At 55.0% G+C, this 25,982-nt stretch carries 25 protein-coding genes; 16 read left to right on the top strand and 9 right to left on the bottom strand.

Translation table 11 applies throughout. The features are described 5' to 3' along the window. The first annotated feature begins 4 nt into the window (after nucleotides 1–4). Nucleotides 5–1,438 (top strand): NAD(P)(+) transhydrogenase (Re/Si-specific) subunit beta, encoded by a 1,434-nt coding sequence (locus L0666_RS04880; protein ID WP_235259195.1) that lies wholly within the window; start codon nucleotides 5–7, stop codon nucleotides 1,436–1,438. Between the two features lie 113 nt (nucleotides 1,439–1,551). Further along, a complete protein-coding gene (locus L0666_RS04875) occupies nucleotides 1,552–2,055 on the top strand; it encodes an aggregation factor core (RefSeq protein WP_235259194.1) in 504 nt (167 codons plus the stop codon). Between the two features lie 50 nt (nucleotides 2,056–2,105). On the opposite strand, the gene yghX is transcribed toward L0666_RS04875, so the two are convergent. Both yghX and L0666_RS04865 read right to left on the bottom strand, forming a co-directional pair. Then, entirely contained in the window at nucleotides 2,106–2,993 is an 888-nt protein-coding gene (yghX, locus tag L0666_RS04870; protein ID WP_235259193.1) for a YghX family hydrolase, read from the bottom strand. A 68-nt stretch (nucleotides 2,994–3,061) separates the two neighbouring features. Beyond that, nucleotides 3,062–3,613 (bottom strand): pseudouridine synthase, encoded by a 552-nt coding sequence (locus L0666_RS04865; protein ID WP_235259192.1) that lies wholly within the window; start codon nucleotides 3,611–3,613, stop codon nucleotides 3,062–3,064. A gap of 166 nt (nucleotides 3,614–3,779) precedes the next feature. On the opposite strand from L0666_RS04865, the gene L0666_RS04860 reads away from it, so the two are divergent. Then, the gene (locus tag L0666_RS04860; protein ID WP_235259191.1) at nucleotides 3,780–5,060 is read left to right on the top strand and encodes a DUF3422 family protein; all 1,281 of its coding nucleotides are present in this window, start codon (nucleotides 3,780–3,782) and stop codon (nucleotides 5,058–5,060) included. A 100-nt stretch (nucleotides 5,061–5,160) separates the two neighbouring features. Here the strand turns inward: L0666_RS04860 and L0666_RS04855 are convergent, their stop codons facing one another. Beyond that, a complete protein-coding gene (locus tag L0666_RS04855; protein WP_235259190.1) occupies nucleotides 5,161–5,616 on the bottom strand; it encodes a hypothetical protein in 456 nt (151 codons plus the stop codon). A 4-nt stretch (nucleotides 5,617–5,620) separates the two neighbouring features. After that, on the bottom strand, nucleotides 5,621–6,637 hold the full coding sequence (gene moaA / locus L0666_RS04850) for a GTP 3',8-cyclase MoaA (RefSeq protein ID WP_235259189.1): 1,017 nt from the start codon (nucleotides 6,635–6,637) through the stop codon (nucleotides 5,621–5,623). Nucleotides 6,638–6,732: 95 nt separating this feature from the next. On the opposite strand from moaA, the gene L0666_RS04845 reads away from it, so the two are divergent. From L0666_RS04845 to L0666_RS04790, 12 genes are all read left to right on the top strand, one after another. After that, the gene (locus L0666_RS04845) at nucleotides 6,733–7,287 is read left to right on the top strand and encodes a hypothetical protein (RefSeq protein WP_336246268.1); all 555 of its coding nucleotides are present in this window, start codon (nucleotides 6,733–6,735) and stop codon (nucleotides 7,285–7,287) included. Nucleotides 7,288–7,300: 13 nt separating this feature from the next. Continuing rightward, complete coding sequence (locus L0666_RS04840) at nucleotides 7,301–8,125, top strand: YihY/virulence factor BrkB family protein (RefSeq protein WP_235259188.1); 825 nt, start codon at nucleotides 7,301–7,303, stop codon at nucleotides 8,123–8,125. 140 nt (nucleotides 8,126–8,265) lie between these two features. After that, the gene (locus L0666_RS04835; protein WP_235259187.1) at nucleotides 8,266–11,433 is read left to right on the top strand and encodes an Ig-like domain-containing protein; all 3,168 of its coding nucleotides are present in this window, start codon (nucleotides 8,266–8,268) and stop codon (nucleotides 11,431–11,433) included. A gap of 170 nt (nucleotides 11,434–11,603) precedes the next feature. After that, nucleotides 11,604–12,875 carry a TolC family protein gene (locus L0666_RS04830; RefSeq protein WP_235259186.1) on the top strand — a complete coding sequence of 424 codons (1,272 nt, stop codon included), beginning with the start codon at nucleotides 11,604–11,606 and terminating at the stop codon, nucleotides 12,873–12,875. Further along, entirely contained in the window at nucleotides 12,872–15,166 is a 2,295-nt protein-coding gene (locus L0666_RS04825; RefSeq protein ID WP_235259185.1) for an ATP-binding cassette domain-containing protein, read from the top strand. Before L0666_RS04830 ends, L0666_RS04825 begins: the two co-directional genes overlap by 4 nt. Next, entirely contained in the window at nucleotides 15,166–16,335 is a 1,170-nt protein-coding gene (locus tag L0666_RS04820) for a beta-barrel domain-containing protein (RefSeq protein ID WP_235259184.1), read from the top strand. The genes L0666_RS04825 and L0666_RS04820 overlap by 1 nt, the downstream gene beginning before the upstream one ends. A 177-nt stretch (nucleotides 16,336–16,512) precedes the next feature. Next, complete coding sequence (locus L0666_RS04815; protein ID WP_235259560.1) at nucleotides 16,513–17,139, top strand: ATP-dependent Clp protease proteolytic subunit; 627 nt, start codon at nucleotides 16,513–16,515, stop codon at nucleotides 17,137–17,139. 120 nt (nucleotides 17,140–17,259) lie between these two features. Further along, nucleotides 17,260–18,528 (top strand): ATP-dependent Clp protease ATP-binding subunit ClpX, encoded by a 1,269-nt coding sequence (gene clpX, locus L0666_RS04810; protein WP_235259183.1) that lies wholly within the window; start codon nucleotides 17,260–17,262, stop codon nucleotides 18,526–18,528. Next, nucleotides 18,528–18,887 (top strand): RidA family protein, encoded by a 360-nt coding sequence (locus L0666_RS04805; protein ID WP_235259182.1) that lies wholly within the window; start codon nucleotides 18,528–18,530, stop codon nucleotides 18,885–18,887. Before clpX ends, L0666_RS04805 begins: the two co-directional genes overlap by 1 nt. 80 nt (nucleotides 18,888–18,967) lie before the next feature. Next, nucleotides 18,968–19,345, top strand: a complete 378-nt coding sequence (locus tag L0666_RS04800; RefSeq protein WP_235259559.1) for an NADH:ubiquinone oxidoreductase subunit NDUFA12 — start codon at nucleotides 18,968–18,970, stop codon at nucleotides 19,343–19,345. 3 nt (nucleotides 19,346–19,348) lie between these two features. Beyond that, a complete protein-coding gene (mlaD, locus tag L0666_RS04795; RefSeq protein WP_235259181.1) occupies nucleotides 19,349–19,795 on the top strand; it encodes an outer membrane lipid asymmetry maintenance protein MlaD in 447 nt (148 codons plus the stop codon). Next, nucleotides 19,792–20,154 carry a DUF2155 domain-containing protein gene (locus tag L0666_RS04790; protein WP_235259180.1) on the top strand — a complete coding sequence of 121 codons (363 nt, stop codon included), beginning with the start codon at nucleotides 19,792–19,794 and terminating at the stop codon, nucleotides 20,152–20,154. The genes mlaD and L0666_RS04790 overlap by 4 nt, the downstream gene beginning before the upstream one ends. Here the strand turns inward: L0666_RS04790 and aat are convergent. Continuing rightward, entirely contained in the window at nucleotides 20,118–20,759 is a 642-nt protein-coding gene (gene aat / locus L0666_RS04785) for a leucyl/phenylalanyl-tRNA--protein transferase (RefSeq protein ID WP_235259179.1), read from the bottom strand. The genes L0666_RS04790 and aat overlap by 37 nt on opposite strands. An 83-nt stretch (nucleotides 20,760–20,842) precedes the next feature. Here aat and L0666_RS04780 point away from each other — a divergent pair, with 83 nt between their 5' ends. Further along, nucleotides 20,843–21,553: a class I SAM-dependent methyltransferase gene (locus L0666_RS04780; RefSeq protein ID WP_235259178.1), complete on the top strand. Its 711-nt coding sequence runs from the start codon at nucleotides 20,843–20,845 to the stop codon at nucleotides 21,551–21,553. On the opposite strand, the gene accC is transcribed toward L0666_RS04780, so the two are convergent. The 4 genes from accC to acs all read right to left on the bottom strand — a co-directional run bounded on the left by accC (nucleotide 21,550) and on the right by acs (nucleotide 25,966). Beyond that, nucleotides 21,550–22,896 carry an acetyl-CoA carboxylase biotin carboxylase subunit gene (gene accC, locus L0666_RS04775; protein WP_235259177.1) on the bottom strand — a complete coding sequence of 449 codons (1,347 nt, stop codon included), beginning with the start codon at nucleotides 22,894–22,896 and terminating at the stop codon, nucleotides 21,550–21,552. The two genes, L0666_RS04780 and accC, sit on opposite strands and share 4 nt — an antisense overlap. Nucleotides 22,897–22,918: 22 nt before the next feature. Then, nucleotides 22,919–23,419 (bottom strand): acetyl-CoA carboxylase biotin carboxyl carrier protein, encoded by a 501-nt coding sequence (gene accB, locus L0666_RS04770; RefSeq protein ID WP_235259176.1) that lies wholly within the window; start codon nucleotides 23,417–23,419, stop codon nucleotides 22,919–22,921. A gap of 132 nt (nucleotides 23,420–23,551) precedes the next feature. Further along, nucleotides 23,552–23,878, bottom strand: a complete 327-nt coding sequence (locus L0666_RS04765) for a hypothetical protein (RefSeq protein ID WP_235259175.1) — start codon at nucleotides 23,876–23,878, stop codon at nucleotides 23,552–23,554. Nucleotides 23,879–24,016: 138 nt separating this feature from the next. Continuing rightward, entirely contained in the window at nucleotides 24,017–25,966 is a 1,950-nt protein-coding gene (acs, locus tag L0666_RS04760; protein ID WP_235259174.1) for an acetate--CoA ligase, read from the bottom strand. Nucleotides 25,967–25,982: the final 16 nt, after the last annotated feature.

Genomic DNA, 25,982 nt, shown 5'->3' with positions numbered 1-25,982 from the left:
GATAATGGAATTTGGTTTCACAACAGCGGCATACGTCGTCTCTGCAGTTCTTTTTATTCTGTCCTTGGGCGGTCTGTCTGGCCAAGAAAGCGCAAAACGCGCTGTTTGGTATGGTATCGTTGGTATGGCCTTGGCCGTGGCAGCAACGCTTGTTGGTCCAGGCTCTGGTCTGTGGCTCTTGTCGATCATCCTGATCGCGGGCGGCGGCTTCATCGGCTATAAATTGGCCACACAAGTTCAGATGACGCAGATGCCCGAACTGGTAGCAGCAATGCACTCTTTGGTCGGCCTTGCTGCGGTCTTTGTTGGCTTTATTGCGCACATCGAACTGGGTCGTGTCATGGCTATGGACGAAGAAGCACGCAAAGCCCTTGAGGGTTTCGCAGCCTTGCTCGCCAAAAAGGACGGCGTCGAGATCGCGATCCTGCGGGTCGAGCTCTTCCTCGGCATCTTTATCGGTGCGATTACGTTCACAGGGTCGGTCATTGCTTACGGTAAGCTGGCTGGCAAAGTGGACAGCGCGGCAACGAAATTGCCGGGCGGCCACATGCTGAACATCGCAGCGGCGGCTGTCGCCGTGATCACGCTGATCTGGTACTTCAACACGGGCGGGTTCTTCCCACTGTTCCTGATGACTTTGGCGGCGCTGTTCATCGGCTACCACCTGATCATGGGCATCGGCGGGGCGGATATGCCTGTCGTGGTGTCCATGTTGAACAGCTATTCCGGCTGGGCTGCTGCGGCGATTGGTTTCTCCCTCGGGAACGACCTGTTGATCGTGGTTGGTGCGCTGGTTGGCTCGTCGGGTGCGATCCTGTCCTACATCATGTGTAAGGCGATGAACCGTTCGTTCGTGTCCGTTATCTTGGGTGGCTTCGGCGGCCCTGCGGGTGAGCAGATGGCCGTTGAAGGTGAGCAAGTCGCCATCGACGTGGACGGTGTTGCGACGGCTTTGGAAGAAGCTGACAGCATCATCATTATCCCAGGCTACGGCATGGCGGTTGCACAGGCTCAGCAGAACGTGGCTGAACTGACACGTCGTCTGCGCGCTAAGGGCAAGAACGTGCGCTTTGCGATCCACCCAGTTGCGGGTCGATTGCCGGGTCACATGAACGTACTGTTGGCCGAAGCGAAGGTGCCATATGACATCGTCATGGAAATGGACGAGATCAACGAGGACTTCCCTGAAACGGACGTCGCCATCGTGATCGGGTCCAATGACATCGTGAACCCAGCCGCACAGGATGATCCGAACTCCCCAATCGCGGGCATGCCGGTTCTGGAATGCTGGAAAGCCAAACAGGTGTTCGTGTCCAAACGTGGTCAAGGTACCGGCTATTCCGGCATCGAAAACCCGCTGTTCTTCAAAGAGAACACACGCATGTTCTACGGTGATGCGAAAGCGTCCTTGGATGCGCTGCTGACCAAGATCGATTGATCAAAAGGGCTTCAGGCCCAAAACTGAATAGGGGCTGCAGATTTCTGCGGCCCCTTTTTTTGATCTAATCCCAAATAGGACGCGTAGTAAGGTAAACTGGAAAGGAATTCCTTATGAGATCTATTGTTCTGTTGGGTGCATTGCTGGCGCAGCCATTTGCGGCAAACGCTGATATCAACGTTGTTTTCCAAGACGGCGCACCCGTTGATCGATTTACCATACAAGCGAGCGATGGATGCATGGGCACCCCGTTTGATTTGTCATTAGATCTAAGCGGATCTGCGGCAGGGCTTATCTTTGATGTAACTGCGCAAGGCGCGGGCGTTGAAGTTTACCAGCCTCTTGTTCTCGTGGAGCAAGGCAAGCGAGTTTTGCAGGTTTCAGAGATATCAGATGGCGGGACAGAGGTATCTCTCTCGCTGAACGGCGTGGATCAAGGGGTGCCGGTTGTTTTTACGGCGGACCTCGATGACACCTTGGGGCCGCGCGGCATAACTGTCAGCGGTCAGGAAATGGAAGGCGTGACAGCATCCGTTACTCTTGATGGCGCCAGCTATTCGGCGACGTTCGACAGCAGCGGCGTAGCACGTGTCGCATTGCCAGATTGCATTTCTTAACGAGATGGGGCGACCCGTGACCCACTCCGGGAAACGGGCCGCTTGCCAACTTAGGTTAGATAGGTGTTGAACCAATCGATCGTGCGGGACCACGCAAGCTCGGCTTTTTCTTCGTCATAGCGCGGCGTGCTGTCGTTGTGGAACCCGTGGTTGGCCGCTTCGTAAATGTGGCCTTCATAGGTGGTGCCAGCGGCTTTTAAGGCCTCCTCATACGCAGGCCAGCCTGCGTTGATACGTTCATCTAGCTCACCATATTGCATCAACATAGCGGCTTGGATTTTTGACACGTCTTCAGCGGCGGGTTGGCGACCATAGAACGGAACAGAAGCCGCCATTTCGGGGTAGGCAACGGCAAGTGCATTGCACACGCCACCACCGTAACAAAAGCCCACAGCGCCGGCCTTGTCGGTCGTGTCATCGCGGCCCATCAGGTGTTCGAACCCAGCGAAGAAGTCGTTCATCAACTCCGTGCCATCGACAGTTCTTTGCAATTCACGCCCTTCGACGTCATTGCCCGGATAACCGCCTACTGAGGTCAGACCATCTGGGGCCAAAGCGATGAATCCCGCCTTAGCCACGCGGCGCGCCACATCTTCGATATAGGGGTTAAGGCCGCGGTTCTCGTGGATCACCAGAACGGACGGCACGGGGCCTGTAACGTTGGCGGGCTTCACCAGATAGCCGCGCACGTCACCTGTGCCGTTGGGGGATGGGTAGGTGATGTATTCTGGAAAGATATCTTCATCCGTAAAAGAAACCTGCTGTGCCAACGCATAGTTCGGCGACATCATATTCAACAGGGCGACGGCGGTCACACCTCCGACAGCAAATTTACCGGCGCGGTTTAAGAATTCGCGTTTGGTGATTTTGCCGTGGGCATAAAAGTCATACAGGTCGAGCAGTTCTTGATCGAAGTCTTTGGCAGTCATGCGGGTCATTGTAGGTCTCCTCAGGTGGGGCCGTGGTCGGCTGCGCTTACGTTACCTCAGGTTGTAGAAGCCGCAATTCACATTTTTGCGCGTTCGTCCCGCCAGCGACCTTGTGCCAACCCGTCTAATGTCCACGCGCCGACCGACCAGCGCACAAGCCGTAAGCAGGGAAATCCGATATGGGCGCACATCCGGCGGACCTGCCGATTGCGGCCTTCGGTGATCGTAACCTCGATCCAGCGATCCGGAATGGATTTGCGCACCCGCACAGGTGGGTCGCGCAACCATAGTTCGGGCGGATCGATCAGCCGCACTTTCGCTGGCAGTGTGGGGCCGTCTTTTAGGGTGACGGACGTGCGAAGGGGGGCTAGGTCAGCCTCAGATGGGTCGCCTTCGACCTGCACCAGATAGGTTTTGGGGGTCTTGAATTTCGGGCTAGACAGCTTTGCCTGTAGCTTTCCGTCATCAGTCAGCACCAATAACCCTTCGCTGTCGCGGTCTAATCGGCCAGCGGCATAGACGCCCTTGGGTAGATCAAATCCCGATAAGGTTGGACGTTCGGTCGGTGACTTTACGTCCGTGAACTGGCTTAGAACACCGAAGGGTTTGTTGAACAAGATCGTGGTCATTTGGGTTTCGTAGACCTGTCAAATGCGGAAGGAAAGCAAAGATATACGTCGTGTTGCGGTGATTGTATGCGATGGTATTCCGCTAATTGCATGAATTTAAACGTTTTTCTTTACTCTGATGTAGTTTAGCTTAGATTGCTTCGAAACGCTTTTCGGAAAGACTGATATGAGCCCGATCGCCGATCATCCGTTGCGCCATGCGTTGGCCAATGAATTACACGCCCGACCGTTTCCAACATTGGATGCGCCGTGTCGTGCAGCCTACCTAGCGATAAAGCCCGCGCAAAATGCTGCTGGGCGCGACCGCGCGGCGGATATGGAACACCTAAAGGCATTGCTCGATCATTACGCGGCCCCACACCCCGAAGAGGGGGCGACGCATTATTTTGGGCAGGTTGGTCGCCATTTGCTGAAGTGGGAAAGCCATACAGAATTCGTGACTTATACAGTGTTCGACGAGGGTGTCGCAAAGACCCCCTTTGATGCAGCGACCTTTGGGATGTTTCCAGATGAATGGTTGGCCCGCGCGCCCGGTACACGGGTGACGTCAGCATTGATCCGTGTGGAACAGCAAAGTGGTGACGCGGGCATCGGCGACAAAGTTGCCGAGTGGTTCGTTCCCGAAAGCGTCGCTGTGAGCCGTGTCTTGGACGACGATGCCGTGATTGCTGGGGACTACAGGATCGATCAAGGCGGCCATATGCGATTTGCGGTGTTTGCCCGCCCCGAAACCGGAGAGAGACGGGTGGGGCGGATCGTGCAACGCTTGTGTGAGGTTGAGACATATAAGGCTATGGCGATGCTCGGCTTTTCACGCTGTCGCGACCTGGGCCGGGACATGGGCGCACTTGATGGGCGCCTGAATGGCCTTACTGAGGCATTGAGCGGCGCACCCGAGAAAACAGAAGAAACTTTGGATGCCTTGCTACAGGTTTCAGGTGAACTCGAGTCACTGACCGCGCATTCAACGTTCCGGTTTGGTGCCACAGCGGCTTATGAGAAGATCGTAAATCAACGGATTGAGGTTTTGCGGGAATCTCGATTTGAGGGTCGGCAAACATTTGGTGAGTTCATGATGCGCCGGTTCGATCCCGCAATGCGCACAGTGGCCAGCACCAAAGAGAGGCTGGACGCCATGTCGAGCCGCGCCATCCGTGCGTCGGATCTGCTGCGAACACGGGTAGATGTAGAACGCTCAGCCGAAAACAAAGCGCTGTTGGAAAGCATGGACCGGCGGGCAGATATTCAACTGCGCCTGCAAGAAACCGTCGAAGGGCTGTCGATCGTAGCGATATCTTACTACGGGGTGAACCTTGCGGCGAACGTGACAGCCCCGTTTGCTTATGAACTGGGCCTTGGCGACAAAGGGCTAAAGGCTGTTCTAACCCCAATCGTCATCGGCTTGGTTTGGTTGATGGTGCGACGAATAAGAAACGCCTTACATTGAATATCGGTTAGGACGACCTTCGGTCGGCACCTGCGGCGGGCGGGGGCCAAAATTCAAGAATTTTGGCGGACAGACCTGATGTGTTGCAAGGTCGGGCGCCTTACGCCTTGCGCAAAGGACGGGTGAGAGCTTCTGTCCCCCAAAGCCCAATGAAAAGCCAGACTGGTGTGAAAAGCCCGTGAACGTAAAGACCAAGGATCGCTTCCCATGTGCGCCAAGTGGTGCCGAAATCCATCTGGAACAGGAACGAAATATTCGCAGCCCCCATCCACGCACCCATAAGCCACGCGACCAGAACGATTGCCATTCTGAATTTGGGCGGGACTAGGATGCACAGCGAAAAGACGGTCAGGAAAGCAACCACGAAAGCTCCCGTCGTATACATAAAGAACGTTATGTAAGTTACTGGCAATGAAGGGTGAAGTGGAATCTTACCGCCATCCAAATAGTCGCGTATGATGCCGAAAGACCAAATCCCGTGAAGCGCGCTCATGATCCAGCACCAGAGTGCTGTGATCAACGCAAGAAGAACTGCGTTGCGCAGGATCTTGGCCATGTCGTTAGCCCCCAGTATGGCTCATATGGCGGGAGACTTGGCCGTCGACGGTTTGACGGGAATAGTCGAAATCATGGCCTTTTGGTTTCAGGCCGATTGCTGCGCGAATGACTTCTTCTAGCACCGCGTCATCACCACCGTTTGCAGCACTGGCGCGCAGCGGTGCGCGCAGGTCTGAATGACCTTCTTGCCCAAGGCAGGTGTAGATTTCGCCCGTGCAAGTGACGCGCACACGGTTGCAGCTTTCGCAGAAGTTATGGCTCATCGGGGTGATGAGGCCGATTTTCTGGCCAGTTTCTTCGATCCGGATGTAGCGGGCAGGTCCGCCAGTGCGTTCAGCCAAGTCACTGACTGTAAAGCGTTCTTCTAAACGCGTGCGCAGGTCCTTTAGCGACCAATATTGGGTGATGCGGTCTTCGTTTCCGATGTCACCCATTGGCATGACTTCGATGAACGTCAGGTCCATATCCCGTTCGGCGCACCACGCCTGCAGGGTAAACAACTCGCTTTCGTTAAAACCAGCCAAAGCGACCGTGTTGATCTTAACGCGCAGTCCCGCCTTCTGGGCTGCGTCAATGCCGCGCATCACCTGCGGAAGGCGACCCCAGCGGGTGATTTCAGCGAACTTGTCGTCATCAAGTGTGTCGAGCGAGACGTTGATCCGGCGCACGCCCGCTGCATAAAGGTCGGCGGCATATTTCTCCAGCTGGGACCCGTTGGTGGTCAGTGTCAGCTCTTTGAGGGCGCCAGTTTCCAGATGGCGTGTCATCGCATCAAAGAAGGTCATGATGCCGCGTCGAACCAAAGGTTCGCCGCCTGTTATTCTAAGTTTTTCAACGCCTAAACGGATGAAGTTCGAGCAAAGTCTGTCGAGTTCTTCGAGCGTAAGAAGGTCCTTTTTGGGCAAGAACGTCATATTTTCAGACATGCAGTAAACACAGCGGAAATCGCATCGGTCTGTGACCGAAACCCGCAGATATGTAATCGCGCGTGCAAAGGGATCTATAAGTGGCGTTGTCATAACGTGACCGTACGGACGGGCAACAGCCCGCGCAAGGGAATTGCGCCCTCAATTCCCCCTCGACAGCGACTTTGGGCAAACGTAGGTTCTGGCGTATGAATAAGTTGTTTACAATCTCGGCCCTTGTTGGGCTTTCCGCTTGTGCGAATGGGTCCTTTAACTCTCCGTTTCAGAATGCTGATCCCGCGGTCGTCGCACCTGTTGCCGTCGCCGCTGTGACGCCTGATTTGTCGCCGTCATTGGGGGAGGCCTTTGCGCCTCCTGTTCGTCCGACCTTGGACAGAACCCAGACGCGCCCCGATTTTCCGCCGCCGCCATCCGCGACGGCGCGCACCGTTGAGCAGTTTGACACAACAACCGCCGAAGATCGTGCCGCCGCCATTGCGACACCCGTCAGCAGTGGTGAGCGACGTTTGGGCACGACTATTGCCAGCCTTGGCAGCCCCACTGATCCCGGGATTTGGTTCAAAACACCTTTGGTGGGCGAGGTGACCCAAGGTCGCGTGGTCTATAACGGTAATTCCGTCGCGGTTGAGCTGCGCCCCTCTGGCGGCGTTGTTGGTTCAGGCAGTCAGATTTCCTTGGCTGCGATGCGATTGATCGAAGCGCCCCTAACGGGGCTGCCGGAAGTGACGGTCTATGCCAACTAATGAGCCTAGCTGAATGTTGCGGTCCGCCTATGCCGTTTCCCGACAAGTCATTGATGACTTAGGGGAAAAGAATGCGGGGCTTATTTCAGCGGGTGTGGCGTTTTACGGGCTTTTTGCGATTTTCCCAGGCATCGCAGCAACTATTTCGTTGTTTGGCCTGTTTGCTGACCCCGTCGTGGTCGACAGCCAGCTTGATTTGATGTCCGGACTTATGCCGCCGGGCGTGTTCCGTTTGTTTGAGGCTCAGATAGATGGGTTGCTGAGTGCGGGCGGGGCGACGCTCGGTGTCACGACATTGATATCGATTGGTGTGGCGCTTTGGTCTGCGCGGACAGGTGTCGCGGCGCTTATCCGTGGGTTGAATGCTATTTTTGATCGACCTAACCGCGGCAGCATCAGACATCTTTTTGTGGCGCTCTTTATGACCATTTGCCTTGTCGGGATTTCAATTATTGCGCTGTTGATGGTCGTGGTTGCGCCTATTTTGTTGGCAGTTATCCCGTTCGAAACGGATAGTGCGCTTCTTTTAGAGGGCGTTCGCTGGTTGGTCGCGATTTTGGTGTTGTTGATGGGGTTGGGGGTTCTGTACCGCTATGGGCCAAATCGACGATTGTCGCGGCTGGGGTGGGTGACGCCCGGGGCTGTTTTGGTGGTGGTTCTATGGATCGCGATGTCGCTTGCGTTTACAGCCTACGTCACCAATTTCGGAACTTATAACGAAGTCTATGGTTCGATCGGTGCGGTTATCGCTTTGTTGATGTGGTTCTACCTAAGCGCGTATCTGATCTTGTTAGGCGGGGCCCTGAATGTGACGTTGGATCGCCGCAAACCCCTTTGAAACATACTGAAATACTTTGATTTACAAATGATTCGCGTAATGGAAATTTCCCCCTAGAAATAGTTAAGAAATCAACATATGGTATCTGCAATGTATATAACGCGGCAAAAAAGCCGTGAACATGAGGCGGAGTGAGTACCATGTCAGCGATTAATTTCGTTGTCCGTGATGTTGCGGGCAATATTTCCAGAGGATCTGTGGCCGGAGAAGGTGTTCCTTCTTCTTTGATTGTTGGGGCGGGGGCCGATGTGTCGCTGAACCTGAGCCAAGGTCAGATCCTTTCTTATACCCGTCAGGGTCAGGCGCTAGAGATCACGTTGGTCGACGGGCGTACGATTGTGATTGAAGGTTTCTTCACAATGGATGGCGTAAGCGAGAACGAATTGTTCCTGTCCGCCAATGGCTTCTTGACCGAAGTAGAGCTGAATGCTGGTGCTGGGTCTGACTATTATGCCACCTACACAGGTGGTGATGCGGCGATTGGTAAGTTCGCCACAAACGACGATTTGTACTTCATGCGTGATGCTGAGGTGATGCTGGCGGACTCATATGTTCCTCAGGATGATGGGGTCGGCATGCTTGGTGCGATGGCTCCTCTCTTTGGTTGGGGTGGTGCTGCGGCGGCTGCGGCTGCTGGTGCAGCGGTGCTGGTTTCTGGCGGCGGTGATGATGATGGCGTTGCTGCTCCGGTTGTTTCGGTTACGGCCGGCACGGAAGCTGCAGAGCATGTTGTGAACGAAGAAGATCACGCTGATGGCGTTGATATTAGTGGTTCGGGTACTCCGGGTGCGACTGTTGAGGTCGTGATCGATGGCGTAACTGAAACAACGACTGTTTCTGAGGATGGTGAGTGGACGGTCACTTTTGATCCTGAAGATGTTGCGACTGGTGAGTATGAGACGCCTGTTGAGGTCACGATCACTAATGACGGTGGGTCTACGACAGTTACTGATACCTTGATCGTAGACACGGTTATTGGTGTGGATGTCGAAGCCACTGGTGGCGCTGATGGGGTCATCAATGCTGCTGAATATGATGGTGGCGTTACGCTGACGGGTACTGTGACTGGCGGCGAAACTGTTGTCGTGACAATCGATGGTGTTGATTACAATGCCACGGTTACAGACGGCACGTGGACGCTCGATGTTGGTAGTGACGTAATGGGCGAGGGTGAATACACCCAAGAGATCACAATCACAGCAACTGATGCGGCGGGGAACTCTTCTTCCTCATCTGCGACGGTTGTCGTTGATACCGTCACAAGCGTCACCTTGGATACATCCGCAGTTGGCGGTTCCGACAATGTTGTAAACGGTTCTGAGCAGCCGGGCGGTGTAACCCTGACGGGGACAGCGCAGCCAGGTGCATCTGTTGTTGTGACAATGGGCGGTTATTCCCAAACCGTTACAGCAACGAGCGACGGCACATGGTCTGCGGATTATACCGCAGCGCAGGTTGGCACTGGCGAAACAACACATGACGTAACTGTTGTGGCAACAGATGCTGCGGGCAACACCGCATCTTCTTCCGGCACGGTTGTTGTTGATACTTATGTCAACGAACTGGAAATGACTTCCAACTCTTCTGGTGGTTCCGATAGCGTTGTTAACTTCAACGAATCCGGTGAGGCCATCACCATGACTGGTACCGTAGAGCCCGGTTCCACCGTAAGCGTAAACCTGCATGGCGTCGTTATGGCGGCCGCGGTTGATGCGGACGGAAATTGGTCTGTGACATACCCAGGCGGCACTCTTGAGGGTGGCGAATACGAAACATCCGTCACTGTGACGGCGACGGATGCAGCGGGTAATAGCTCGTCTATCTCCGAAGCGGTCAATGTTGATACGGTTGCTGGCGATCTTGCATTGTCCACACAGCCAATCGAGTTGGACGATGTTGTGAACTTCGACGAAGCAAGCGATGGCGTTGTGATCAACGGCACAGCAACACCAGGTCTGACTGTAACGGTTGGCTTTGGTGATGCGACGATGGATGTCTTGGCGCAAGCTGACGGCACATGGTCCGCGAACTTCCCAGCTTCACAAGTTCCTGCTGACACGGCCTCGGCGCCGATCACGGCCTCCATCACGGATGCTGCGGGCAACTACAAAGAAGTCAGCGACACTGTCGAAATCGATACAATCGTTCAACCACACGAATGGTCTGCGGCGCCTATCGAAGGTGACAATATCATCAACGCGGCCGAAGCTGCGAACGGTGTGACATTGTCTGGCACAACTGAGCCTGGTTCCTCTGTTGTTGTCGAATTCGGCGGTGAGACAGTGACTGTGATTTCCGGCGCAAGTGGCGCATGGAGTGCGAACTTCTCTTCCTCTTCGGTTCAAGCGAACTACGAGGGCACAGCTAACATGACAGCGACGGCAACGGACCCAGCAGGGAACGTGTCGGTCATCACAAGCACAGTTGAAGTCGATACGTGGGTTAACGAGCTTACAACGACTGATCCGGTTGAAGGCGACAACGTTGTTAACAACGCTGAAGCTGCGGATGGTGTAACACTGAACGGGACTGTTGAAGCGGGCTCTACGGTGAGTGTCGTTTACAACTACGGTTCCGGTTCCATCACACGTGAAGCGACTGTCGATAGCTCTGGCAACTGGTCTGTCACATACGACGCGGATGAGTTCCCAGCAGGCGAATACACAGCCAGCATCACAATCGGTGCTACGGACGCCAACGGCAACTACTCCGAGATCACGGATACCTTTGAGGTCGACACGGTTGCGCCAGACGCACCCGGTGTTGAAAGTGTTACGCTGACGGCTGACGGTGTCGAATACCTCGGTATCGATACAACGGACAACGACGTTACGGTCAGCGAAGTCACAGCTTCTGGTTCTGTGAACCAGCTTGCGGATCAAGACGACGGCGCGACGCTCCCATGGGGTGAAACACTGTTCAACTTCGACCCTGCTTTGTCAGATGGCACACACCTTGTGGTCAACGAAACTGACGGCTCCTCCAACTCAAACGCAACGTATGTTGTGATGGAAGAAACCGGAACGGATGTTGTTGATACGGGCGGTCTGGGCGATTTCGACATCGGTGCGATTGACCTGAGCTTTGCTAAGGACAGCGAACTGACGTTGGATGTTTCTACGCTCGAAGGTCTGTCTGATGTGGACAACAACCTTGTGATCCACGGTGGCGACGACGACTCCGTCACTCTGGCTGGCGCATCTAACAGCGGCCAGACAACAACGATCGATGGCAAGTCCTACGATGTCTACACAATGGGTGACGATGCTCAGATCTTCATCGAAGACGGCGTCAACGTGACCATCTAAGACCCACGCTCTCCTCGCGGTAGGGGAGGGCGCACGACACTTGCGGAGGGCCGGACCAACCGGCCCCCGCTCCGCAAAATATAAGCGAACTGGGGTATTGAGTGGGACAGGCTTTTAAAATCAAAACATCATTTGCAGCGCTTGTATGCTGCGGAGTTTTGAGCGGCTGCATGGCTGAGAATTTTGGTGGAGACATCGTTTCACGCGCAGGCGGCATTCTAGGAAATGATAACGCAGTTGCTGCCCCGTCAGATGATGCTGCTGCCTTGGATGGAGAGCTGTCCAACGGCGAACGGTCCGCCTTGATCGACGCTCTTCTTATTCGCCAATCTGTCTTGCCATCTGGCCCCTATGCTCAGGTGGCACAAAGCGTTCTAGAGGCAAACTCACGCGCAGCAGAGGCCGACTTGCGCGCCGCGATGCTGCGTGCAGAAGCCCGAGAACTGAACTGGCTCCCGTCCGTTGGCCCGTCTATTTCGTTGAGTTCTTTGGGATCTGTTGTTGCAGGTCTTTTGATCGATCAAACTTTGTTTGACGGTGGCGCGAAACGCGCCGAACGTGAATTCGCCCGCGCCGACGTCGAAGTCGCCGCTGTCGCTCTTGCTCAAGATACAAATGATCGCGTCTATCAGGCGCTAGATCTTTACTTGACCGCACAAGCCTCCGAAGCCCGCGCCGCCGTTAACGAAGGTGGCATGGCGCGGATGGAACGGTTTGAATACGTAATGTCAGAGCGTGTGAACGCAGGCATCAATGACCGCGCTGATTTGCAACTGGTGCAGCAAAAGCTGACACAGATGCGCTCGGACCTTCTAGAAGACCGCGAAAACGCAAACTCCGCCCGCGCCGAACTGGCCGCGATGTCAGCGACCCCGCTTGATGGTGTCTCCGGCATTTCTTCTTTGGGTGATGTTGTTGGCACCGCTCAACCGCTTGACGTGATGAAGACCCAAGCAGAAGGCACCCGTGGTCTTGCCGAAGCGCGCGCGCTTCAGGCTGGTTACATGCCAAATATTTCCGCGTCAGGTACCGTGGGCGTTAGTGACAGTGCTGGGATCAATGTTGGCATACCAAACGGCCTCGGTTTTGGTCGTGGTGCTGACATGGCTGCTATTGACGCAATGGGCGAAGCCGCAGAATTGCAGATCGCCGAGCAACGCGAAGACAGCGCCCGTGAAGTGGCCGCAGTTCAAGGGCAGATCACGTCCTTGCGCCGCCAGCAGGGCAATATCCAGACAATCATTTCGCAGGCGCAAGACAACTACACATTGTTCGAAGAACAGCTGCGTGCAGGCCAGCGGACTGTTCCAGAAGTCGTCGGCGTTTTCCGCACAAAGCTGGATGCAGAACGCGAAGCGGTTGCGTTGCGGTATGACCTTGCCCGCCAAGAACTGATCTTGGCACGCATTTACGGCACTTTGGTCGATGGAGATGACATATGAGCGGTCCGGTCCTTGCATTCGATATTAACGCCACCCGTGGCGGCAAGTTGACCCGCGTCGCCAAGCCAGAAGCAGAGACCGATGCGGCACCTGCCTCTAACGTCGAATTACCGATCCGAGCCGAAGTAGAACAAGTCGAACGGGCTATTGCAGCCCCAACGTCAACTGGCGATGACCGCTACAGCGACAAAGCCAAGTCACGTGCCGATCTAGCCGCGACCTACGCTGGACTTTTGGGCGTGGATATCGTGCGTTCTGACCTTCTTGAGGTGATGACCACCGAAGACGGTGACGACATTACACCGCGCGCCATCGCCAAGGCCCTCAAAGAGGCTGGCATGGTGACGTCCGTGGCGTTGGACGCCAAACCAACACCGGATCAGTGGCCCGCTTTGGTAGAGATGACCAGCGGTCAGATCTTGTTGATCTTGGATCAAACAGACGACACGTTCATCGTGTTCGACACCACATGCAAAGACAACCGCGCCGAAGTCAGCCTGACAGAATTCATGCCACATTTCAGCGGCTTGATCCTGCGTGCCGACATGGCCGTTAAAGACTTGGCCGCGAAACACGCCCGCAAAGGCAACAAAGCGCATTGGTTTTGGGGCGAGATGCTCCAGTTCCGCCGCCACCTTCTCGAGATCGCTCTGGGATCGTTCGTGGCAAACCTTTTGGCTGTCGCCGTCGCGCTATTTTCCTTGCAGGTCTATGACCGCGTTATTCCACACCAGTCCACCGCCACCCTTTGGGTGCTGGCGATTGGTGCTGGCCTTGCGATGTTGCTTGAAGCGGGTCTGCGGATTGCCCGTGCCCGTCTGATGGACGGGGCAGGGCGCAAGATTGAATTGCAGGTGCAAAGCCTGTTGATGGACCGCCTTTTGGGGATGCGTCGCGGCAAAGAGGGCCAAACGCCGTCCGGTCTGTTTTCCGCTGTGCGCGAATTCGGTTCCGTGCGGGAATTCTTTACCGCGTCCACCATCGGCACACTAACAGATTTGCCCTTTATTGTTCTGTTCTTGGCACTTGTGGCGTCCATTGGCGGCAATGTTGTCTGGGTTCTGTTTATCGGCGGAACGCTGATGGTTCTGCCGAGCTTCTTCTTGCAAAAGAAGATGATCGCGCTGACTCACCAGACCCAAGGGGCAAGTGCCAAATCCAACAAACTGCTTCACGAAGTCATTTACGAAGCCGACACGATCAAAGCACAACGCGGCGAAGATCGGTTCCGCCGTCTTTGGACGGAACTATCCGCTGTGTCCTCTCTTGCGACGTCCGAGCAACGTAAACTGGCCAGCACACTGACATTTTGGGCGCAAGGCGTTCAGCAGGCGACCTATGTTGCCGCGGTAGTTGCTGGGACGTTCATGGTGTTCACAGGTGAGTTCACCGTCGGTACGATCATCGCCGTCGGCATATTGACCAGCCGTACCCTTGGTCCATTGACCCAACTGGCCGCGACATTGGCGCGTTGGTCCAACGTCAAAGCCGCGCTCGAAGCATTGGGCGAAATCGCCGACGCTGAACAAGACCAAGAAGAAGACCGCACATATCTACGTCGTGAAACCATGAAGGGCGGCTTTGAGCTGCGCGACATCGCGTTTTGTTACAACGAAGACAGCGGCCAGACACTGGATATTCCGGGCCTCAAGATCGAACCGGGTCAGCATATTGCTGTGCTTGGGTCCAACGGGTCCGGCAAGTCAACGATGTTGAAATTGTTGTCTGGTATTTACCGTCCGACCAAAGGTCGTGTTCTGATTGATGGCGTTGATATGGGGCAGGTGATGCCGCGCGATCTGCGCCGTTCGATTGGCTACCTTAGCCAAGAAGTGCGCCTGTTCTCTGGCACGCTGCGCGAAAACCTGAACCTGACTTTGCTGGAACGCGATGATGACCGCCTGTTGGCGGCGCTTGATTTTGCGGGCCTTGGTCAGTTTGTTCGCAACCACCCCAAAGGGCTGGACCTTGAGATTTCTGATGGCGGCGAAGGTCTTTCCATTGGTCAGCGTCAATCCATCGGTTGGGCGCGGCTTTGGTTGCAGGACCCAAAAGTATGCCTGTTGGACGAACCAACAGCGGCTCTGGACCAAACGCTTGAGGCGACCTTGGTTAGCCGTCTTGAAACATGGCTGAAAGGGCGCACCGCGATCATCGCGACACACCGTGTTCCGATCCTCGAACTTACACAGCGTACTGTCATCCTGCAGAACGGCCGTTTGGCTGTGGATGGCCCCCGTCAAGAAGTGCTGGCGCACTTGCAGAAAAACAATAAGAAAGCGAGCGCCTGATGGTTACCTTTACCGACGAATTCGAAAGCCGTGCACGTGGTCCTAGCCTGCTGATCTGGCTGATCGGTGTAACCGTTCTGGTGTTTATCCTTTGGGCAAAATTTGCATCCATCGATGAAATCGTTCGGGCCAATGGGTCGATTGTTTCTGCCTCCCGCCCGCAGATCATTCAAAACCTCGAAGGCGGTATCTTGGCTGAACTTCTGGTTGCCGAGGGCGACTCCGTTGAGCCGGGCGATGTGCTGGCGCGTCTGCGTGGCACACAGTTTGAGACTTCGGTGACAGATCTGCGCGAACAAGTGATAGCAGCCGAAATTCGCCGCCTGCGTCTTGATGCAGAAATCAGCGGCATGTTTGATTTTGAAGTGCCTGAGGCCATCGCATCCTTTAGCCCCGATATGGTGGCCAGTGAACGTGCGCTGTTGAACGCCCGTCAGTCCGACTACGTTAGCCGCACAGAAGGCGCGCAAGCGATTGTCACTGAAACCCGCCGCGAACTCGGCGTGATGGAAGATTTGTACAACCGTGACATCGCAGCCCTGATCGAGGTCACCCGCGCCCGCAAGGCGAACTCTGACGCCCTTAACACTTATAACGAAATCGTCACCCGTGCGGAACTCGATCGCGCGTCTGAACATTCCGAAGTGCTGTCTGTCCTTGCGACGCTGCGCCAAGACCTGCGTGTTGCAGAAGACCGATTGGATCGCACGATCATCACAAGCCCAATGCGTGGGATCGTCAACAACCTTGGCGTGACAACAATCGGTGGTGTTATTCGACCCGGCGAAGAGATTTTCCAGATCATCCCGCTGGATGACGAGCTGTTCGTAGAAGCCGAAGTGTCCCCATCTAATATTGCCAATGTTATCCCGGGGCAGGCGGCAACGATTAAGCTAAGCGCTTATGACTACACGATTTATGGCACTCTGTCGGCTGAGGTTTACCTGATTTCTGCGGATACGTTTGAAGATGAACGCGACCCCAACGCACCGCCGCACTACCGCGTAACGTTGCGTGTGGACACAACAGATCTGGGGCCACGTGAATCACAGATCGAAGTCCGTCCGGGCATGCAGGCAAACGTGGAATTGCACACCGGTTCCAAGACCGTTCTGCAATATCTGACCAAGCCGCTGTACCGCTCTCAGGAGGCGCTGCGCGAGCCATAGGCGAACCGCACCATTTAATTTGCAACTGGTTGAATTCAGTCTGTCGGATGCTTTTATCTAGCACCTGCTCAAACCCCGTGTGGCCCCCTTGTAGCCCCCGAAATGCACCACTAAGGTTTGCGTAACGAATATCCCATACACGGGCGCGAAGTCGCCCCAATTCTAAAGGCCGAAGCTATGCATGATCCTGTCGAAACCTACATGAACCTCGTGCCGATGGTGGTCGAACAGACCAGCCGTGGCGAACGTGCCTATGATATTTTCAGCCGCCTGCTGAAAGAACGGATTATCTTTGTAAATGGCCCCGTCCACGACGGCATGAGCCAGCTTATCGTGGCACAGCTTCTGCACCTCGAAGCAGAGAATCCGAAAAAAGAAATCTCCATGTACATCAACAGCCCCGGTGGCGCTGTGCATGCCGGCATGAGCATCTATGACACCATGCAGTATATCCGCCCCAAGGTTAGCACGCTGATCTGCGGTATGGCGGCCTCAATGGGGTCCGTAATTGCTGTTGGTGGCGAAAAAGGCATGCGGTTCTCGCTGCCAAACTCCGAAATCATGGTGCACCAGCCGTCTGGCGGGGCGCAAGGTAAAGCCTCTGACATTCTGATTTCAGCGCGTCACATCGAACAGACACGTGAACGGATGTACAAACTTTACAACAAACATACTGGCCAATCCGCGAAAGTGATCCGTGAAGCATTGGATCGCGACAGCTGGATGACACCCGAAGAAGCCAAAGACTGGGGCCATATCGACGAGATCGTCGAAAGCCGTGGCAAAATGGACGACGATTCATAAGCCACTTGGCGTCTTTTTGACATTGTGGACCAATTCGGGCTGCCTTAGGATGACTTCCAAAGCAGCCCGAAACACATTTAGCGCCCACCCGCATGAGGGATTTGGCCAAGGGATATTGACATGACGACCACGTCTGGCGGTGACAGCAAGAATACCCTCTACTGCAGCTTTTGCGGTAAGAGCCAGCATGAGGTGCGCAAGCTGATCGCAGGCCCAACGGTCTTTATTTGCGATGAATGTGTAGAACTCTGCATGGACATTATTCGCGAGGAAACCAAATCCTCCAGCTTGAAGTCCAGCGAAGGGGTCCCAACGCCCCTCGAAATCAGTCAGGTGCTCGACGATTACGTCATCGGTCAGGCCCACGCCAAACGCGTGTTGTCCGTTGCGGTTCACAACCACTATAAGCGTTTGAACCACGCCGACAAATCCGACATCGAATTGGCGAAATCCAACATCATGCTGATCGGCCCGACGGGTTGCGGTAAGACATTGCTGGCCCAAACATTGGCGCGCATTCTGGATGTGCCGTTCACAATGGCCGACGCGACGACCCTGACCGAAGCCGGTTATGTGGGCGAAGACGTTGAAAACATCATCCTGAAATTACTTCAGGCGTCTGAGTACAACGTCGAACGCGCACAGCGCGGCATCGTCTACATCGACGAAGTCGATAAGATTACTCGTAAATCTGACAACCCGTCCATCACCCGTGATGTATCCGGTGAAGGCGTGCAGCAAGCCCTCCTGAAAATTATGGAAGGCACCGTAGCCTCCGTTCCTCCACAGGGGGGGCGTAAGCACCCGCAGCAGGAATTCTTGCAAGTCGACACAACAAATATCCTGTTTGTTTGCGGTGGCGCATTTGCGGGCCTCGACAAGATTATCGCTCAGCGCGGCAAAGGTGCTGGCATGGGCTTTGGTGCCGAAGTACGCGGCCCTGATGATCGCGGTGTTGGCGAAATTTTCACAGACCTCGAACCAGAAGATTTGCTGAAGTTCGGCCTGATCCCTGAATTTGTTGGTCGTTTGCCTGTTATCGCGACGCTTGAAGACCTCGATGAGGACGCGCTTGTCACGATCTTGAGCCAGCCAAAGAACGCGTTGGTCAAACAGTACCAACGCTTGTTCGAACTCGAGGACGTCACGCTGACGTTCACCGACGACGCGCTGACTGCGATTGCCAAACGCGCGATCGAACGCAAGACAGGTGCACGTGGCCTGCGCTCCATCATGGAAGACATCTTGCTTGATACGATGTTTGACCTTCCTGGCATGGACACAGTGACCGAAGTTGTCGTGAACGAAGAAGCCGTTGGCCCAGATGCGTCACCGCTGATGATCCACGACGACAGCAAAAAAGAAGCCGAACCAGCGTCAGCCGGCTAATGCGCATCAAACGAATCCACTCCGGCGGAGAGTTCGAAGGCAAGATCGGCTATTGCCGTGCGGTTGTCGCTGGTGGATTCGTCCATGTTGCTGGAACTGTGGGGCAGGGCGATGACGTGGTCACTCAGTGCGCGTCGGCGCTCGATGTCATCAAGGCTGCACTTGCCGAGGCGGGCACAAGCCTCGAAAACGCTGTGCGGGTTAACTACTACCTTCCCGACGCCGCAGAATTCGAACCCTGCTGGCCGCTTTTAAGCGCGGCATTTGGTGAAAACCCACCCGCCGCGACAATGATCGAGTGCGGTTTGATTGACCCAAAGTACCGGATCGAAATCGAAGTGACCGCACTCGCGGGATAGTGCCGATAGGCAGCACAGGCCCTCTGGACCTTGGCGGCTTTATCGGGCATCACCACACTAAGCAATTCGGAGCGATAGCCATGGGCGCCCTTAACTTTATCAAACGCATTTTCACTTGGTGGGACGGGCAGACCCTTGGCACCCAGCTGTGGACTTGGCGCAATGGTAAAAAGGTCGGCGAAGATGAGGCCGGCAATATCTATTACACCAACGCCAAAGGCGATCGTCGCTGGGTGATCTACAACGGTGAAGTTGAAGGGTCCCGCGTGAGCCCTGACTGGCACGGTTGGCTGCATCACACGTTCGACGAGACACCGGATCAGTTGACGCATAAGTCATGGGAAAAGCCCCATGTCGAAAACCTGACTGGTACGGCTGCGGCCTACGCGCCGGCCGGCTCCTTGCGTCGCAAAGACCCAGCACCACGCAGCGATTACGAAGCGTGGACGCCGGAGTAATCCATGCGTGAAAACACCACAGAAGTTGTCGTCGGCGCTGCCGTTCTTGCAACCGCCATTGGTTTTTTGTGGTTTCTCCTCAGCGCCACAGGGTTAAGCAGTGGCACGCCGGGCATGACGCTACAGGCCAATTTTCGATCCGCAGAAGGGTTGAGCGTTGGCACAGACGTTCGTCTTGCTGGTGTTTCCATTGGCACTGTCGATGGGCTGGACCTCAACATCGAGACTTACCGTGCAGAAGCTTCATTCGCGATTAACGAAGGCATCGTGATTCCAGACGATAGCGCGGCTGTCGTCGCATCCGAAGGCCTATTGGGCGGCACATTTGTTGAAATCGTCCCCGGTGGTTCGTTTGAAATGTTTACAGACGGCGCGTTGATCGAAGACACGCAAGGCGCAGTGAGCCTGATCCAATTACTGATGAAATTCGTCAGCGGAGACGAGGCGTGAAAGCGGTTCTGACAGCATTGGCGTTTCTCGTGGCCGTGGCTGCTCCTGCATCTGCGCAACAGGCCACTTCGGCACCAGGTGGTACACTGCGTGTGCTGGATAAGATCACGGGCCGCACGATAGACATGGACTTTCGCAATGGTCAGACACAGGTCGTGGGCCTGCTCGCGATCACGATGAGCGAATGCCGCTACCCGAGTGGAAACCGCTCGGGGGACGCCTATGCGCTTCTCACAGTTGTCTATAGCAATGCTGCCGATCCCGTTTTTCGCGGTTGGATGATCGCTTCGGCCCCCGCACTGAATGCGTTGGACCACCCACGCTATGACGTTTGGGCGTTGCGCTGCAGCAGCGAATAAGGGTCCGTTACACTGCCTTGGCGATCAAACGCAGCATCTTCTTTTAGAGCGGCGCTTAGACTTGCGCGATAGGCAGCGCGAGAGATTTCGAGCCCCCCCAAACTCGCCAAATGTGGTGTGATGAACTGCGTATCAAACAGGGTGAATCCGCCAACGCGCAAACGATCCACCAAATAGGCCAGCGCCAGTTTGGACGCATCGGTTCGTGTGCTGAACATGCTTTCCCCAAAAAACGCACCACCCAAAGCAATTCCAAAGACGCCACCGACCAATGTTTCCCCATCCCAAACCTCGACCGAGTGAGCCACGCCGCCGCGGTGGAGCTGACCATAGAGATCGGTGAGCATATCATTGATCCATGTCTCGTCACGGGTCGCACAGCCAGTAACAACGCCGTCGAAATCTTGGTCAAAGGTGACTCGAAACCGGTTTGAGCGGATCGTTTTGCGCAAAGATCGAGAGATATGAAAAGCGTCCAAAGGCAAAATGCCCCTATGACGGGGGTCCACCCAGAAAACATCATCATCATCGCGGTGTTCTGCCATCGGGAACACCCCGTTGGCATAGGCAGACAGTAAAAGTTCCGGTGTTAACGTCGTGGTCATAATGGCCCTATTTCACGCCACGGTTGTTGCATGATTGGCGGGCTTCGTAAATAATTCTCGCGAACATACAAAGGGTTAAGTCATTGGGTTTTTTCGATTTCATCGCTGATCTGCCGCATTATCAGGATCACACAGCACCGGTTCCGCGGATGAACAAGCGATATGAGGCGTTGATAGCGCCCTTTGCGGATGAAATTGACGGTGCACGGGTGCTTGATCTCGCGTCTCACGATGGACGTTGGTGCTATGCCTTTGCAGGGGCGGGGGCTGTGTCTGTTGTCGGGATCGAAGGGCGCCAAGAGATGGTGGATAAATTCCCTGACTTCCCGGATGCAGACCTACGCGACAAGATCGAGTTGCGTGTCGGTGATCTGTTTGAAGGCATGGAAGCCGCGATCAAAAACGGTGAAACCTATGATGTCGTTGGAGTATTCGGCATTCTATATCATGTGATGGACCATTTCCGCTTGTTCCAATTGGTACGGAAATTGCAGCCGAAACTGGTGATCGTGGACAGCGAATTTATGATGCGACCCGCGCCGATGATGATGCTGAAAACTGAACGCACATCCAATGTGTTGAACGCCATTCCGCAGTTTGAAGGGCAAGAACGGGCCATCAAGGCTGTACCAAGTTTCAAGGCGATGGATCACATCGCCGAAGCCTTAGGATACAAAACGGAGTGGGTGGATTGGGACGCCCGCGCCAAAAATGATCGGCGCGGGGTCTCTGATTATTATCGCGAGAAAGACATGCGGCGCGGCACTTGTGCACTGCGTCCTATGACGTCTTAAGCGAGGTTTTCTTCCAACCAGTGTTCCAGCCAGTGGATGTTGTAATCCCCTGTTAACACGGCGCCTTCTTGCAAAAGAGCGTGAAACAACGGCACGGTCGTATCCACGCCATCTACGATCAATTCACCCAAGGCCCGTGCCAGACGCGCCAACGCTTCGGGGCGGTCGCGGCCATGTACGATCAGCTTGCCAATCAAGCTGTCGTAGTAGGGCGGGATTGAGTAGCCATCATACAGCGCCGAATCCATGCGAACGCCCAGCCCGCCGGGTGCGTGGAACTGCGTGATTTTACCTGGGCAAGGCGAGAAGTTTGGAAGTTTTTCAGCGTTGATGCGAACCTCAATGGCGTGGCCACGGATTTTCAGATCATCCTGCGTGAACGACATTGGCAACCCAGCCGCGACGCGGATTTGTTCGCGCACGAGGTCTTGGTCAAAAATCGCTTCCGTTACAGGGTGTTCCACCTGCAAACGCGTGTTCATCTCAATGAAATAGAACTCGCCCTTTTCGTAAAGGAACTCGATCGTGCCAGCGCCGATGTAGTTGATGCGTGCACAAGCGTCCGCGCAAACCTTACCAATCGCTGCACGTTCTTCAGGTGTAATGCAGGGGCCGGGGGCCTCCTCGAACACCTTTTGGTGGCGGCGCTGCAAGGAACAGTCGCGTTCGCCAAGGTGAACGGCGTTGCCTTTGCCATCGCCAAACACCTGAATTTCGATGTGGCGCGGTGTGGTCAGATATTTTTCGATGTAGACATCAGGGTTGCCGAAGTTCGACTTGCCCTCGGCACGTGCCGTCTGGAATGCCGATTTCATTTCTTCAGCAGAATTGGCGACTTTCATCCCTTTGCCACCGCCACCAGCGGTGGCTTTGATGATGACCGGATATCCGAACTCTTCGCCAATTTTCAAAGCGTCTTCAACGGTGTCGACACCGCCTTCTGACCCAGGAACACAGGGCACGCCAAGGGCCTTCATGGTGTCCTTGGCTGTAATCTTGTCACCCATCGTACGGATGTGTTCTGCTGTCGGACCAATGAACGTAAGTCCATGATCTTCAACGATTTGTACGAACTGAGCGTTCTCGGACAAGAACCCGTAACCCGGGTGAATGGCCTGTGCTCCCGTGATCTCACAAGCGGAGATCAAGGCAGGAAAGCTTAGGTAGCTTTGTGGGGACGCGGGTGGTCCGATGCATACACTTTCGTCTGCCATGCGCACATGCATGGCGTCGGCGTCTGCAGTGGAATGAACTGCGACCGACCCGATGCCCATTTCGCGACAGGCACGAATGACACGCAGGGCGATTTCGCCACGGTTCGCGATGAGGATTTTATCAAACATGGCCATGTTATTCCCGTGGCCCCTATTCGACGATCATCAAGGGGGCACCGAATTCCACAGCGGATCCGTCGGCGACGACGATGCGCTTAACCGTGCCAGAGGTCGGCGCGGGAATGTGGTTCATGGTTTTCATGGCTTCGATAATCAAAAGCGTGTCGCCTTCGTTGACAGTGTCGCCAACTTTTACAAAGGCAGGCGCGTCTGGTTCGGGTGCCATATAGACGGTGCCGACCATCGGAGATGTCACTGCACCTGGCAGGCTTGCAGGATCCGCGCTTGCCTCGGGGGCAGCGGCGGCGGGGGCTGCTGGTGCTGCCGTTGGGACCGGAGCCGCAGCAACAGGGGCGGCGGCAATCTGGCTGACCACTTGGGTCGCCTGATGGCGGCTAACCCGCACGTTCAAACTATCGCTTTCGCCGTACTCGCGTTTGACCTGAAGTTCTGTCAGGTCGTTTTCGCGAAGCAATTCAGCCAGCGCTTGGATAAAGCTAACGTCGGTGTCTTGAGGCGTCTTTTTTGTCATTTTTTTCCCAGCTCTTTGCCTATCGTTGGTGCGATTGCGGTGCTGTTATCGCAATCAATGCCAAACACCTACACCAAGGTGGCGAGAGGGGGAAGCGCGGCAAACGGGGAAAATTACGTGGCGTTAACGCAGTCAACTTTCTTTGGGGGTGGATTGCTCTGTGGCATCCTGTTTTTCGGGCAACATAGTAATGCCATATGGCTTTAGGACCCGTTCGGCAGATGAAACGCCCGATGTGTCCAGTTTTGGCGCAACTTCTTTATCGGAAATCAACGCTTTGCTGACCAACCCGGTCTGCGATTGGTTTGCTGGCATCGGAAACGCCACTTCTGGGCTTGGGTCATTTGCGATAGCCGCAACGTCCGCCGAGGCACGACCATCTTGTTCAACAGGGGGAGGGACCGTTTGCGTTGCTGTCGGCGCGGTGGCGAGTTGAGCCACTGTGTTTGGAAGTTCCATTTCTTAAGCTCCAATACTCAAAAGGAGCCCCCACCAATGAAAATATGGGGTGCGAGGCCTTAAGAAAGTATGAAGCAGACGTAGAAAAAGCCGCGCAGGCACATGCTGCGCGACTTTTTTGTTACCAAAGCGGTGGTCTTAGTCGGATTTATTCATCCGGTTTTCGATCAGATCATCCACAACCGACGGATCCGCCAATGTGGATGTATCCCCCAAGGCACCAAAGTCGTCTTCTGCAATCTTGCGCAAGATTCGGCGCATGATTTTGCCTGAACGGGTCTTTGGCAATCCGGGGGCCCATTGGATCAGGTCTGGTTTTGCGATTGGGCCAATCTCGGAACGAACCCAAACCTCGAGCTCCTTGCGCAGTTCTGGAGTTGGTTCTTCGCCGTTCATCAAAGTGACGTAAGCGTAGATGCCTTGGCCTTTGATGTCGTGCGGATAGCCAACAACGGCGGCTTCGGCGACTTTGACGTGCGCCACAAGAGCAGATTCGACTTCTGCGGTGCCCATGCGGTGACCGGATACGTTGATCACGTCATCCACGCGGCCCGTGACCCAGTAATCGCCATCTTCGTCACGTTTGCAGCCGTCCCCAGAGAAGTAGTAGCCAGCGTAATCGCCGAAGTACGTTTTCTCAAAGCGTTCATGGTCGCCGTAGACGGTCCGCATTTGGCCCGGCCAGCTGTCTTTGATGCAAAGAACGCCTTCGACGCCGTTGCCTTCGATTTCGACGCCAGATTGTGGGTCCAGAACCACGGGCTGAACTCCGAAGAATGGTTGCTGTGCGGCACCCGGCTTCAATGTTGTTGCTCCGGGGAGGGGGGTCAGCATGTGACCGCCTGTTTCTGTTTGCCAGAAGGTATCCACAATCGGGCAGTTTCCTTTGCCAACCACTTCGTTGTACCAGTTCCAAGCTTCAGGGTTGATCGGTTCACCCACGGACCCAAGAATGCGCAGGTCGGACAAGTCATGCTTTTCAACCCAGTCGTTACCAGCGCCCATCAGGGCGCGAATAGCTGTCGGCGCCGTGTAAAACTGGTTGACCTTATGCTTGGCACAAACTTCCCAGAAACGACCCGCGTCAGGGTAAGTTGGAACACCTTCAAACATGATCGTTGTCGCACCGTTCGCCAGTGGACCGTACACGATGTAGCTGTGTCCGGTGACCCAACCAACGTCAGCGGTACACCAGAAAATGTCGCCGTCGTGATAATCAAACGTGTATTGCTGCGTCATCGCCGCATAAACGAGGTATCCACCCGTCGTGTGAACAACACCCTTTGGCTGACCTGTAGAACCAGACGTATATAGAATGAACAGCGGGTCTTCTGCGTTCATCTCTTCTGGTTTTTGGTAGTCGTCAGCCTCAAGCAACATGTCATTGTAGCTATAGTCACGATCGGTCCATGTGGTCTGCTCACCGGTGCGTTTCACAACAAGACATTTGACGCTCTCTTTGCAATGCAGCAGTGCCGTATCACAGTTAGATTTCAATGGGGTAGAGCGACCACCACGTGGCGCGTGGTCAGCCGTAATGACAACTTTGGCGTCAGATCCGTTGATCCGTGCGCCAAGCGCGTCTGCCGAAAAGCCAGCGAAAACGATTGAGTGGATCGCACCGATCCGCGCACAGGCCAACATGGCGTAGGCGGCTTCTGGGATCATCGGGAGATAAAGGACAACACGGTCGCCTTTGCCTACGCCCAATTCCTGAAGGATATTTGCCATCTTACAAACGTGAACTTGAAGTTCAGCATATGTGATGTGCATGGATTCTGTTGTGTTTGGATCATCCGGTTCCCAGATGATCGCCGTCTGATCACCACGAGTCGCAACGTGGCGGTCCACGCAGTTGGCGCTGACGTTCAGCGTGCCGTCTTCAAACCATTTGATATCGATATTGCCCGGCTCAAAGGACGTATTCTTTACCTTGGTGTAGGGCTTGATCCAGTCAATACGCTTGCCGTGCTCACCCCAGAACCCTTCTGGGTCGGACACTGACTTAGCATACATTTCAGCATAGCCAGCAGCGTCGATATGGGCGCGTTTGGCAACTTCTGCGGTGGGGGGGTAGGTCTTTGACATGGGCGTTCCTTAGGTC

This window comes from Octadecabacter algicola (assembly GCF_021532625.1).
GTDB classification, from domain to species: Bacteria; Pseudomonadota; Alphaproteobacteria; order Rhodobacterales; family Rhodobacteraceae; genus Octadecabacter; species Octadecabacter algicola.
Note: the sequence above shows the minus strand (reverse complement) of the source record. Positions and strands in the feature narration are given on the sequence as shown.

Bases quoted from the DNA above. Each gene is read 5' to 3' on its own strand.
- L0666_RS04880 (WP_235259195.1), top strand. From the start codon at position 5: ATGGAATTTGGTTTCACAACAGCGGCATACGTCGTCTCTGCAGTTCTT.
- L0666_RS04875 (WP_235259194.1), top strand. From the start codon at position 1,552: ATGAGATCTATTGTTCTGTTGGGTGCATTGCTGGCGCAGCCATTTGCG.
- yghX (WP_235259193.1), bottom strand. From the start codon at position 2,993: ATGACCCGCATGACTGCCAAAGACTTCGATCAAGAACTGCTCGACCTG.
- L0666_RS04865 (WP_235259192.1), bottom strand. From the start codon at position 3,613: ATGACCACGATCTTGTTCAACAAACCCTTCGGTGTTCTAAGCCAGTTC.
- L0666_RS04860 (WP_235259191.1), top strand. From the start codon at position 3,780: ATGAGCCCGATCGCCGATCATCCGTTGCGCCATGCGTTGGCCAATGAA.
- L0666_RS04855 (WP_235259190.1), bottom strand. From the start codon at position 5,616: ATGGCCAAGATCCTGCGCAACGCAGTTCTTCTTGCGTTGATCACAGCA.
- moaA (WP_235259189.1), bottom strand. From the start codon at position 6,637: ATGACAACGCCACTTATAGATCCCTTTGCACGCGCGATTACATATCTG.
- L0666_RS04845 (WP_336246268.1), top strand. From the start codon at position 6,733: ATGAATAAGTTGTTTACAATCTCGGCCCTTGTTGGGCTTTCCGCTTGT.
- L0666_RS04840 (WP_235259188.1), top strand. From the start codon at position 7,301: ATGTTGCGGTCCGCCTATGCCGTTTCCCGACAAGTCATTGATGACTTA.
- L0666_RS04835 (WP_235259187.1), top strand. From the start codon at position 8,266: ATGTCAGCGATTAATTTCGTTGTCCGTGATGTTGCGGGCAATATTTCC.
- L0666_RS04830 (WP_235259186.1), top strand. From the start codon at position 11,604: ATGGCTGAGAATTTTGGTGGAGACATCGTTTCACGCGCAGGCGGCATT.
- L0666_RS04825 (WP_235259185.1), top strand. From the start codon at position 12,872: ATGAGCGGTCCGGTCCTTGCATTCGATATTAACGCCACCCGTGGCGGC.
- L0666_RS04820 (WP_235259184.1), top strand. From the start codon at position 15,166: ATGGTTACCTTTACCGACGAATTCGAAAGCCGTGCACGTGGTCCTAGC.
- L0666_RS04815 (WP_235259560.1), top strand. From the start codon at position 16,513: ATGCATGATCCTGTCGAAACCTACATGAACCTCGTGCCGATGGTGGTC.
- clpX (WP_235259183.1), top strand. From the start codon at position 17,260: ATGACGACCACGTCTGGCGGTGACAGCAAGAATACCCTCTACTGCAGC.
- L0666_RS04805 (WP_235259182.1), top strand. From the start codon at position 18,528: ATGCGCATCAAACGAATCCACTCCGGCGGAGAGTTCGAAGGCAAGATC.
- L0666_RS04800 (WP_235259559.1), top strand. From the start codon at position 18,968: ATGGGCGCCCTTAACTTTATCAAACGCATTTTCACTTGGTGGGACGGG.
- mlaD (WP_235259181.1), top strand. From the start codon at position 19,349: ATGCGTGAAAACACCACAGAAGTTGTCGTCGGCGCTGCCGTTCTTGCA.
- aat (WP_235259179.1), bottom strand. From the start codon at position 20,759: ATGACCACGACGTTAACACCGGAACTTTTACTGTCTGCCTATGCCAAC.
- accC (WP_235259177.1), bottom strand. From the start codon at position 22,896: ATGTTTGATAAAATCCTCATCGCGAACCGTGGCGAAATCGCCCTGCGT.
- accB (WP_235259176.1), bottom strand. From the start codon at position 23,419: ATGACAAAAAAGACGCCTCAAGACACCGACGTTAGCTTTATCCAAGCG.
- L0666_RS04765 (WP_235259175.1), bottom strand. From the start codon at position 23,878: ATGGAACTTCCAAACACAGTGGCTCAACTCGCCACCGCGCCGACAGCA.
- acs (WP_235259174.1), bottom strand. From the start codon at position 25,966: ATGTCAAAGACCTACCCCCCCACCGCAGAAGTTGCCAAACGCGCCCAT.